Here is a 10538-nt window from a genome sequence, read left to right on the forward strand (position 1 = left end):
CTGGATGTCTATTGTTAGCTGTAGTGGGTTTCTATTTGCAGCTGCATGGGGGGGGGGTTGAATCCCTGCCCTTTTTAATTTCCAAGGAAGATGTAACGGCACCAACTTTTTAATTGATACTAAGACTGTAAGCGCAGCTTATCATTCATGAGACTTCTATCCAATGTTACTAAGTAAGAGTAATTGTGAACTACTAGGACTGAGTAAAATATTTTAGGAAAAGTCATACTGATTCCGAACACAGAAGACTGAGTTATCCTTTTGTGTAATGTTTATACATGATGAAAAATTTAGTAAACATTATATTATCCTATCAGAAAGGGAAGACATGTTGGTGGATGCATGGTGGTTCTGGCCAGCAGTACTTTTCCTGTTCACATTTGTCATTGGAATTATTGCACCGATCTCGGGAGTTGGAGGTGGAGTGCTTTTTGTCCCATTGACAACAGCGTTTTTCCCGTTCAACGTGGATTTTATCAGAGGTACAGGGCTTATAATGGCTCTTACAAGCTCTCTGTCCTCCGCTCCTCAACTAACAAAGAAGGGGCTTGCAAATCTAAGAATAATGGCTCCAATTGTAGCCGTTTCCAGCGTTACGTCCATACTGGGAGGAATTGTGGGGCTTTGGATAACGAATTCTTTCCCTGAGGGGAAGCATTACATCAACATCATGCTTGGAATCGTACTTTTCGTTATTTTCGTGGTGATGGCAACTTCGAAAAGAGTTGAGTTTCCAGAAGTTCGCGAACAGGATGGGTTGTCAAAGAAGCTCGGAGTTGTGGGGGCGTGGTACGAACCATCGCTGGAGAGAGTAGTTGAGTATCGAATAACGAATATGGCCATTGCCATACCCGCATTTGCAATGGTCGGATTTATTGCTGGAATGTTCGGTCTGGGAGCAGGTTGGGCCAATGTTCCGGTTCTGAACCTCATCATGGGTGCACCAGTAAAGGTCGCAACGTCAACCAGCATGCTGATCATTACAGTAAACGATGCTGCAGCAGCATGGATATACTTGGCAAATGGAGCAGTTTTGCCCGTAATTGTGATACCCTCTGTAATCGGAATAACAATCGGCGCAAGAATTGGTGCAAAGCTTGCAGTTAAGGCAAAGCCCAAAGCGGTGAGGTACTTAGTTATGGGTATAATGCTGATGTCAGCAGTGCTGGACATCTGGAAGGGGCTCTCAGGACTTGGTTATGTCCCCGGTTTTTAGAGGTGATGAGTGATGGTGGAAGAAGTTGAAGTTGAACCGATGAACAAGGTCTTTGCAAGAGTTATGGAAGTCATGACGCTGATCGGACTAATAGTGATGGTAGTCCCCGGACTGATATCCCTCACAGGCGAGAATGTTTATGTTGACCCCATAAAAACTGTGCAAAACTGGGACAAGCCCGCTGAAAAGTTCTGGATGGATGTTAAAGGCATTAGAATCCATGGATACGACTGGTTTCTAACCAATCTTGAGCAATTTGACTGTCTCAGTCTCGTAGGGGTTGTTATACTAGCCCTTACTCCGATCATAAGCATTTTAGCCACCATACCAAAAGCACCAAGGGTTTACAAGCTAATATTGGCCGTGGTGCTGGTTGAGATGCTGTTCGCTATAGTCAGACCGCTTATAATGGCTGGCGGCGGACATTAATGCAAACAATTAATGCAAACTCGCTTCCCAGGCAAGGAGGAGCATTACTGAAAGTATGACGGTGGCCAAGATTGTATATAATCCTTTTTTATAAAATAATACTTCTCTGCTTCTGAACATGGAGGCTAAAAGACAGATCATCCCTACAATTCCACCGTAAACGACTGTTGCGATTCCGAACATGGCGATTCCATCACCCGTATGCAGTATGGATAAAAACCAGTATCCATGTAGCACTGTATGCATGTAGGTGTCCTTTTCCCAAATTTTCTCTTCATTAAGCCCGCTGAGGAGATCGTTAACAGTAGACTGGTAGTCAAAAATGGAGTTGCCAGCAATCCCAATGATAACTCCCACAATTGCTATAAGAATACCTATAACTGTGAGCCAGCCACTAACTTCTCCATAAATTCTCCCTTCAAGAGGAAATTTCACTCCTATCTCATCATCCACAATCCCACCCATATGAGCCTAACGCCGACGAAAAGCAAAATACATGTCAGAATGTATCTCACATATTTTGCTTTAATTCTCACAGCCACTTTTGCGCCAATTCTCGCCCCTGCCATAAGTCCCGTTACAGCAGGAACTGCAAAAATCGGAATTAGCGAACCAGAAATAAAATACGGCACGATTGCAGCAGTATCACCAATACTGATTATCACAGCACTCGTCGTGGTAGCAACTTTTAGTGGTGCTAGCATTATCAGGTTAATTGTCGGTCCTATCGCCCATCCAGCTCCCAAACCAAAAGTGCCGGAAATGAAGCCCACTACACAGCAAATTAAAAAGGCAAGTGGAGCGTGTTTTAGTTTGTATCTAACAACGGTATCAAGAGATTTTTCATAATAGGGTATTTCGAGACCGAGTTTCTGAGTAATTTTATCCCCCGCGCTTTCGGGATATTCTGTTCTCTTAATGAATATGTACAATGTACACCTATGAACAAAACGATCAGACCGAGCATCAACTTGAGGATCGCAACACCATACGTTCCAAAATGACCTGTGAGGTAAAGTCCGAAGTAAGCGCCAATCACAGCAAAAACTGTGTAAGGTGCAGCAAGGAAGAGGGCAATTCTTATGTTTGCAATGCTCCGCAGGTATGTCTGAGCACCCATTCTTGTTCCCGCAACAGCAGATAGTAGTCCTGTTGCACGGACTATATCGGGATGAATTGAAGTAAATCCGAGAAGAAAAGATGTGAAGAGCACTCCACCACCTGTACCAGCAATGATGGCTACAAATCCAATAGAGAAGCAAAAGGCAAATACTTCAACAAAAAATTGTATTGTTGTTGGGATAGCTACTGGAATCTGCACATTTAATAAGTAATAAATAACATACTTAAAAAACTTTTTACTGCAACCCCTCGATGTATACCATAAGTTCTTCTTCGGACATCTTTATCCACTTAGAATACCATCCGCGGATTCTATCAACTTTCCCCACCTCAACGCTGTAGAAGTTCAGCACTCCAAGCATCTCCCCTTCTCTTACTTCCCCATCCATCACAGGAAGGAAGACGACCTTTCGAATGTGCCCACCCTCCTCAACCTTCCATGGTGCACAATCGCAGAAAAGGTCAACAACTGTTCCATATGCATGCCTCATGATGTGCAACGGATAAATTATCGTGTTCGGTGGAACCCCAATCTTCTTAACTCTCACCACTGCAGGTTCTCCGTATCTTAGCTTCTTGTTTTCATCCGCAACTATCACCTCCCACCTCGCAACAGGACTCCTTTTGTATCCAAAAGGTTCAACAGTAACTTCCTTCTTGATTATGCCTTCACCACTCCTGTAAACCATTCTGACTCTCTCTGGACTTTTCTCTTGAATAACACTTTCAACCTCACCGAGACCAACATAATAAACATTGATGACGCCAATCAGGTCACCCTTTTCTATCTTCCCATCCTCTATGGCGAGAAATACAGCCTGATGTATTCTCTTCTCTTCTTCAACCTTCTTTGGCACTCCAAGTTCAACAACATCAAGAACCGTCCCGTATGCATTCCTCATAATGCTGAGTGGGACGACTACCGTGCCTGGTGGCAGGTTGATTTCTCTTATCTTAATGCGGACGATATCTCCTTTCTTTACGGTGACATCTTCGTCGGCAATCAAGGTCTCCCAAACACCTATGTGACTGCGTGTATATCCAAGAGCGTCTATCTTAGCCCTCTTCCGATAAACAATCCCATCATCCCTCCATGTAATATTTGCCTCTGTAACATGCCTTTTAATCTCAACCTTGGGGGGATTCAAACCAAAAAGACGAGTTAATATTCCAGTTTTGATGTAGAAAACTTTCAAAACTCCAACTAAATCATCTTTTTTAATTTCACCATCTTCAACGGGAATGAACAGAACCCTGTTTATGCACTTTGCATCCTCAACTTTTCCGGGGAGGCCACTCTCAACCACATCCTGAACTACGCCAAGAGCATGCCTCATTATACTTAAAGGCCCAACCATCGTGTTTTCAGGAATGTCTACTGGCCTAATTTTAAGGATTATCGGCTTACCTCTTTCAACGCTAACATCCTCATCCGCGATTAACATTTCCCACTGCGTGACTGGAGCCATTCTGTAGCCGAAGGGTTTGAGGTCTATCACTTTGCGCTCGATCTTTCCTCCGATCTCATCAAGCCAGTACGTCATCACCACATTCATACCACCACCTCCACATATCATCTTTAATGATTATATGTTATATATACTTTTCCTTTTTGCTTTGTTTATGATCAATTTTAAATTTAATATTTGTGCTTGAAGTTTAAGTCCAAACCGCTTTAGCAGCACTGAAAAATACATCCCGAACATACACACTATCTACCGGTTAAAAAGAGACAAAAAGTGACTTTCAAACACCTTTAACCGCTATGACCACTGTTCGAGCTCCTATGACGATCCATATCGCCATAAGAAAGGTGTAAAGGGTCATTGCGGCATAGCTGAACGCTGGAATGAAGTGTGAGAGTGCAATGGTTGAAAGTGTATATGCGGCAGTGGGAAAGACGTAGCTCCACCAGCCGAGGAAAAATGGCATCTCCTTCCTTAGATATCTGAATAGGAGCAAAAGGTTAACCGCCAGAGCCCACAGTCCAAAGCCCCAGAGAGAAATTGACGCAATCAACGCCAAAGGAATAAGTTTTGCAGAAAATATAACCTCAGCATGCTTGGCTATGAGTGTAAAGTCCACAATAAGTATTCCGACGGGTGCAAGCAGAATGAAGTTCGTTGGAGCGAGTTCGAAAACAGGAAGCTCGTGGTTTACGAGTCTGAGGAACAGTATCGTGGAGATAAAGAGAAACAGCATCAGGCCTATTCCAAAGTAAACCAGCGAAAGAATAAAGAATGGCTCGTTTGATGGGTACTGCAGAAGAGCATCGGTGACCAGGATTGTTGAAACGGGCGGGATGAACCACCCACCATGGATGTGGTGTATCTCAGCCCTTGTATTGGCGAAGAAGTGGTACGACAGGTAGATCGTGAGGGCTAAAATCAGACCAGCACCGTAAGCGAGAAACGGAAAGTCCAGCGGAATCCCAAGCTTTTTGTACAGTATGGCGAGGATGACGGCAGAGATTGGCTGTAAGGGGTAGAAGTTGCCCATTACGAAGTGGCCAAGCTCCGTCACCACCACCTTTGGATACTTGACTATTTTTGCCAGCCAAATGACGGTCAGCAAAGCAAAGACGACCGTGAGCAGGTAGGTCAAAGCCAAACTTAACAAAGGAAAATACATCAGCGATGCAATGGCCACTCCTCCCGTACCGAGAATCGTTGCGAACCAACCAATCTTGAACTCTTTTAGGTTCATGCAGCGCAGTTTAACATCTAAGCTTAATAGTTTTCTGCGGTTTTGAAATTAAAAAGAAATTGCGTTTGATGTTAAAGTTTTTCATCACTGAATGAAAGGTGCCAGACAAAAAGAGGCTTTGAAGGTTTAAGCTTAAATCTGAAATAGTTAAACACTCATCAACCTTATCACAAAAACAGCCCCTCGTGGCTTGTTGTTTTCAATCCATATTTCGCCGCCATAGCGTTCAATAAGCTTCTTTACTGCGTAAAGCCCGAAGCCAGTTGAGGCTTTTTCACCATACTTGAAACCCTCTTCGAACACCCTATCTTTAATCTCGTCCGGAATTCCCTTTCCGTAGTCAACCACGCAGATCTCGCAGAACTTGTCCGATTCTCTGATCTCCACGTCTATTCTCTCCGTTTCTCCATGCTGTACAGCGTTCTGATAAAGATTCTCGAAAACAGTAACCAGTCCATCATCGGCAAGCACATTGCAGTCCCCTTTAATGTTAACGGTAACGGCAAAACCTTTCGCGGCTTCCTCAGCCATTTCCCTCACACTCACGATTTTCAAATTGCCTTCTTTCACAATCCTCTCAAACTCCCTCATGTTTTTGATTACCCTCACAGCCCTCTCAATCGCCTCTCTGGCTTTGTGAAGTATCGCCTCGTCTTTCATATCATCATATACTTCGAGGCAAGCTGCTGCAGAAGTCAGGGCATTCAACACATCGTGGCGGAGAATTTTGTTAATGAATTCAAGTAGTGTCGTTAGCTCTTCCAGTTTTTTCCTTTTCTCTTCTTCTCTGGTTACATCAACTGCTACTACTATACCAGCAACCTCTCCACCCCACTTGATAACTGTCCCGAAAACCTGAACAATTATCTCTCCTCCGTCTTTCCGTCTCAGTCTAATCTTGTAAGGTTCTATGTGTTCTCCACTCAGCCTTCTTTTCATGTTTTCGCATCCATCTCCTTGAGAACTTCTTTTCCCCCTATACACTTTTAGCTCGTCAAGTTCAACTGCAACCACACGATCCTTGTAAGTTTTTCCGTCAAAAATGACTCCCGGAAATATAGCGCCAGCAACATTCTTTGCTTCGCTGAAGTGCAGTTCTCCTGCAATCGCATCCGGAACGAATACTACAGCGCTTTCAAGTTCGTGTACATCCTCTACTCTCAGTAGTTTACAGTCCATCAAACTTCCCTCCGTGCTCCATCAGTTTTTAAAGGGTTGCGATGGCAAGTATGCTTTTGGGTCTCTAGCACTCCTCCCCTTTCCTTTGGCCCATCACCATAGACGTTTCGCTTGTTTGGATATTCAGGATTGCTCAGAAATAAAAAGTTTTGCGATAAAGCCATCATTATTCATATACTGTGTAAAATAAAAATAAATAAGAGTCTAAAACTACTCAACCCATCCCAAACCGAGTTCCTCCAGCTTCTCCCTGCTTGGAATCCCTTCGGGCCACTTTCTGAACTCGTAAAGCTCTGAAACCTGCTTTTTCACATCAGGCACGTTTCCGGCACTCCCTCCTTCGAGGGGTTGAAGGACGATTTCAGGGAGAGTGTCGTCTCTCGCCGTAATTCCACACTTCACGTTGTAAATTCTCTTTAAGGTGAAAATCCTCTCTCCCGCAGTATAGATGTTCTCAATGTTGTAATCATAGCCCGTCACAGCTTTGAGCATCTCAGCAATGTGCCTTGGCTTGACGGGCATGAAGGCACACATTGTTATTGAGTTGAAGAGCTCGGAGAAGTTCTGAACCTTTGCTGTCAGAATGCCCTTACCATCATTGCTGAATCTATCATCACTCTTTATATCGTACTCCTTAATTGTTTTCCCCATCTCGTAAAGATACATCTGGTGGGGCAGGTGGCAGGCACCCCTTGGATGGGTTGCATATGCTGCAGCGAGACTCGCAAAACCTCTTGCGTCGTGCATCGGAATTTCCAGCCCCTTCACATGTGCCGCCCAGTTGTCAACACCGTATTTTCCGCCAATAACCCTTACACCTTCTGCAAGCTCAGCCCCCTTTCCCCTCCTGTATGCTATGTCCCTCAACAGTTCCCTGACCTTCTCCGCATCACCCCATTTGATGTCAAAATCCCCCACGCCCTTCTCTGTCAGGTACATCGCAAAGGCCATACTGACACCTGAAGAAATGGAGTCCATTCCGAGGTCGTTGACGAGGTAGTTAATCTCAATCAGCGACTCAAGGTCGTCGTTAAGCTGCAGAGCTCCAAAAGCCGCGAGAGTTTCATATTCCGGCCCGTGAATCTCCTTGCCCTTGTGCTCGACAAGCCTTCCGCACCTCACCACACAGCCGAGACAGCCATCGTTCCCTCTCAAGACTGAAGCTGCCATTGCAGCGCCCGATATCTTAGTTGCACCATCCCACGTTCCCTGAGTGTAGTATTTGATTGGCAAGTCCCCGAAACCCTCTGCCGTTTCCATGTAGCCCGAAGTTCCGAGCTGTGTGAACATGTTGCAGGTGAAATCGTCCTTTATCCTCGCCATTACTTCATCAACGAATTTGTTAAAGGCATCCTCATCTGCCACCTCAACCTTATGCCTCTCAGACGGGTCATGCACAACAGCGATACCCTTCAGCTTCTTTGAGCCCATCACAGCCCCCATTCCTGTCCTGCCAGCATGCCTGGAGTTGTCAACCTGAATACATGCATACTTCACCAAGTTCTCCCCAGCAGGGCCTATAACGGCTGTAGAAACCCTCTTCTCTCCCAACTCCTTCTCAATTTCCTCCTGCGTTTCGTAGCAGCCTTTCCTCCAAAGGCTCTCGGCATCAACGATTTCGGCACCGTTAACATCCACTTTAAGGTAAACGGGCTTATCGCTCGCCCCCTCTACAATAATACCATCCCATCCGCAGTATTTCAGATAAGTGGCCATCTTACCGCCGGAGTTGGACTCTCCCCATATCCCCGTCAAGGGGCTGCGAGCACAGAACTCCAATCTGCTTGTTGAGGGAGCCTTTGTTGCCGTTAGAGGGCCGGTCATTAAAACCAAAGCGTTTTCCGGTGATAGCGGATCAACCTCGAATGTCTTCATGTCATAGTGCAGCTTCACAGCCAATCCAGCCCCACCGATGAACTCTCTCAAATCCTTCTCTTCCGGAACATAGGATGCAACACTCTTCTCAGTCAAATTAACCCTCAAAATCTTCCCGCAGTAACCATACATCAAACCACCTCAGAAATCAACCTTTTTTCCATATAAAGCATACTCCAGCAGCTTCCTTGTCTGCTCCATATCAGGGCTTCTTGGAGAGGTTATTATGCAGGCATCGTTGATGGCGTGGTTCAGAATCTCCTCAATCGCATCGAAATACTCTTTCTCACCAACAATCTCCGAAACTTTCGTTGGCACCTCTATTTTACCCATCAGGTCTATAATTCTCTCCACCATAGCTTCACCACTCTCAAGTCCCGCTCTTCTCGCCAGATAATCCATCATGGCCCTCGAACCCTCATCGTTGAGGTAGAACTGGAGAACATAGGGCAGGTAGACCGCAACACAAATACCGTGATGCACTTTGAAGTAAGCTCCAAAGGCATGGCCTAAAGAGTGCACCGGCCCGACCTGAGAGTTGCCAAATCCCATCCCGGCCATTGTTGCCGCATGGTGCATCTTCGCTCTCGCCTCCTTGTCCCCGCTGTAGGACTTCTCAAGATTTTCCAAGATGATCTCGATGGCTTTTTCGCACATCGCATCGCTGAAGTCATTTCTCCAAGGTGCGAGTGCACCTTCGATTGCATGCGTCAACGCGTCCATGCCCGTTCCAGCTACAAGCTTTGGTGGCAGCTTCTCAACGAATCTGTAGTCCAGTATTGTAATGTCGGGAATTGCCTCTCTGTTCGCTGGCAGAACCTTTCTCTTTTCTTTTGTATCGGTAAGCACCATCGCCCACGTTGCGTCAGCTCCAGTACCGCTTGTCGTTGGGATTGCGATGAGCTTTGCCTTCTTCTGGAATCCAAGCTCGTAAAGGTCTGTAAAGGGTGTGATGAACTCAGGGTCAACATCGAGTTCCATGAGAATTCTTGCCATTTTTGCAACATCCATCACACTGCCACCACCCAGAGCGATAATGATCTGCGCGTCAAGCTCCTTAGCCACCTTGGCACATTTTAAGGCCGTTTCAATGCTCGGTTCCGGCTCAACTTCGTCAAAAACATCGATTTTCTCAGCTTTAAGATTTTTCTTCACTTCTTCAAGGTAGCTCATCTCGCTCAGAACCTTGTCAGTTACTATCAGCACCCTCTCAGCTTTTTCATTCTGCAGATGTTCAATGGCATCATCACCGAAAACTGTCCTTGGTACAACAAACCACCACATAGTGATGAAACGATTGAACAATATAAAATGTTTTTCAATGTTTATTTTGTCATCCTTACATTTTTACACGAAACATTTTTTAATTTTAAATACCGTAATCTTTTGATGCCTTCTCTTCGCTTCAGCCTTAGGAAGAAAGAAGAAGAGTTGCCAAGAAGAACCGCTGTTTTTGAGATAATTAAAAAAGGTGCAAAAGAGGAGTTTCTTGGTGAGGAAACCTACAGAACACTCTCAAAAAGACTCTCACAGGAATTCGAACCACCTGAAGGGTGGATTGAGGTTGAAGGTTATCCCGTTTATGGCAGATTTGTAATTTCCAGCGTCCACATCCTGTACAATGAGGAAAATAACGAGTTCACTTACCACGTCCACGAGCCAAAACTAAACGAAGAGGAAGAAGAAATCGTCAGAAAGGTGGTCAGCAGGCTTGAGTACTACTCAGCAAATCCAAAGGAGATTAAAGATAAAGTTGGAACGCTGAAGAAAAAGATTGACTCTATCTTCGAAGCTTACAGAGTTGACCTTGAAGGTGCGGACTACTTCAGAGTTCTTTACCACATTTTCAAGCGGACTCTTCTCTTCGGCAAAATAACACCCATCATGTACGACCCGATGATTGAGGATATCTCCTGTAACGGTTATGGCAAGTACATCTACATATTCCACAGAAAGTACACAAACCTCCGGACGAACATCATTTTCGATGATCCTGATGAGCTTGACAGCT

10 protein-coding genes and 1 pseudogene are annotated in these 10538 nt (G+C 45.0%); 3 read left to right on the forward strand and 8 right to left on the reverse strand.

All coding sequences use genetic code 11. From position 1 onward, the window contains the following. Positions 1-328: 328 nt before the first annotated feature. Positions 329-1216 carry a sulfite exporter TauE/SafE family protein gene (locus H0Z19_RS10570; RefSeq protein WP_290726437.1) on the forward strand — a complete coding sequence of 296 codons (888 nt, stop codon included), beginning with the start codon at positions 329-331 and terminating at the stop codon, positions 1214-1216. A 12-nt stretch (positions 1217-1228) separates the two neighbouring features. After that, positions 1229-1645 carry a hypothetical protein gene (locus H0Z19_RS10575; protein ID WP_290726439.1) on the forward strand — a complete coding sequence of 139 codons (417 nt, stop codon included), beginning with the start codon at positions 1229-1231 and terminating at the stop codon, positions 1643-1645. A gap of 9 nt (positions 1646-1654) precedes the next feature. Here H0Z19_RS10575 and H0Z19_RS10580 read toward each other — a convergent pair whose 3' ends face one another. From H0Z19_RS10580 to H0Z19_RS10615, 8 genes are all read right to left on the reverse strand, one after another. Beyond that, positions 1655-2098 (reverse strand): hypothetical protein, encoded by a 444-nt coding sequence (locus H0Z19_RS10580; RefSeq protein ID WP_290726440.1) that lies wholly within the window; start codon positions 2096-2098, stop codon positions 1655-1657. Next, complete coding sequence (locus H0Z19_RS10585; protein ID WP_290726442.1) at positions 2083-2418, reverse strand: sulfite exporter TauE/SafE family protein; 336 nt, start codon at positions 2416-2418, stop codon at positions 2083-2085. The genes H0Z19_RS10580 and H0Z19_RS10585 overlap by 16 nt, the downstream gene beginning before the upstream one ends. A gap of 35 nt (positions 2419-2453) precedes the next feature. Beyond that, positions 2454-2966 (reverse strand): sulfite exporter TauE/SafE family protein, encoded by a 513-nt coding sequence (locus tag H0Z19_RS10590; protein ID WP_290726443.1) that lies wholly within the window; start codon positions 2964-2966, stop codon positions 2454-2456. A gap of 37 nt (positions 2967-3003) precedes the next feature. Next, positions 3004-4323 (reverse strand): DUF22 domain-containing protein, encoded by a 1320-nt coding sequence (locus H0Z19_RS10595; RefSeq protein ID WP_290726444.1) that lies wholly within the window; start codon positions 4321-4323, stop codon positions 3004-3006. Positions 4324-4513: 190 nt separating this feature from the next. Next, positions 4514-5473 (reverse strand): tellurite-resistance/dicarboxylate transporter, encoded by a 960-nt coding sequence (tdt, locus tag H0Z19_RS10600; RefSeq protein ID WP_290726446.1) that lies wholly within the window; start codon positions 5471-5473, stop codon positions 4514-4516. A 147-nt stretch (positions 5474-5620) separates the two neighbouring features. After that, entirely contained in the window at positions 5621-6652 is a 1032-nt protein-coding gene (locus H0Z19_RS10605; protein WP_290726448.1) for a PAS domain-containing sensor histidine kinase, read from the reverse strand. 210 nt (positions 6653-6862) lie between these two features. Next, positions 6863-8659, reverse strand: coding sequence for an aldehyde ferredoxin oxidoreductase family protein (locus H0Z19_RS10610; RefSeq protein WP_290726449.1), 1797 nt, complete (start codon positions 8657-8659; stop codon positions 6863-6865). Positions 8660-8668: 9 nt separating this feature from the next. Continuing rightward, positions 8669-9811 carry an iron-containing alcohol dehydrogenase gene (locus H0Z19_RS10615; RefSeq protein ID WP_290726451.1) on the reverse strand — a complete coding sequence of 381 codons (1143 nt, stop codon included), beginning with the start codon at positions 9809-9811 and terminating at the stop codon, positions 8669-8671. Positions 9812-9916: 105 nt separating this feature from the next. Here H0Z19_RS10615 and H0Z19_RS10620 point away from each other — a divergent pair. Further along, a pseudogene (locus tag H0Z19_RS10620) lies at positions 9917-10538 on the forward strand (secretion system protein E); the annotation flags it as partial.

Origin of the sequence: Archaeoglobus sp. (assembly GCF_017656475.1) — an archaeon.
Taxonomy (GTDB): Archaea; Halobacteriota; Archaeoglobi; order Archaeoglobales; family Archaeoglobaceae; genus Archaeoglobus.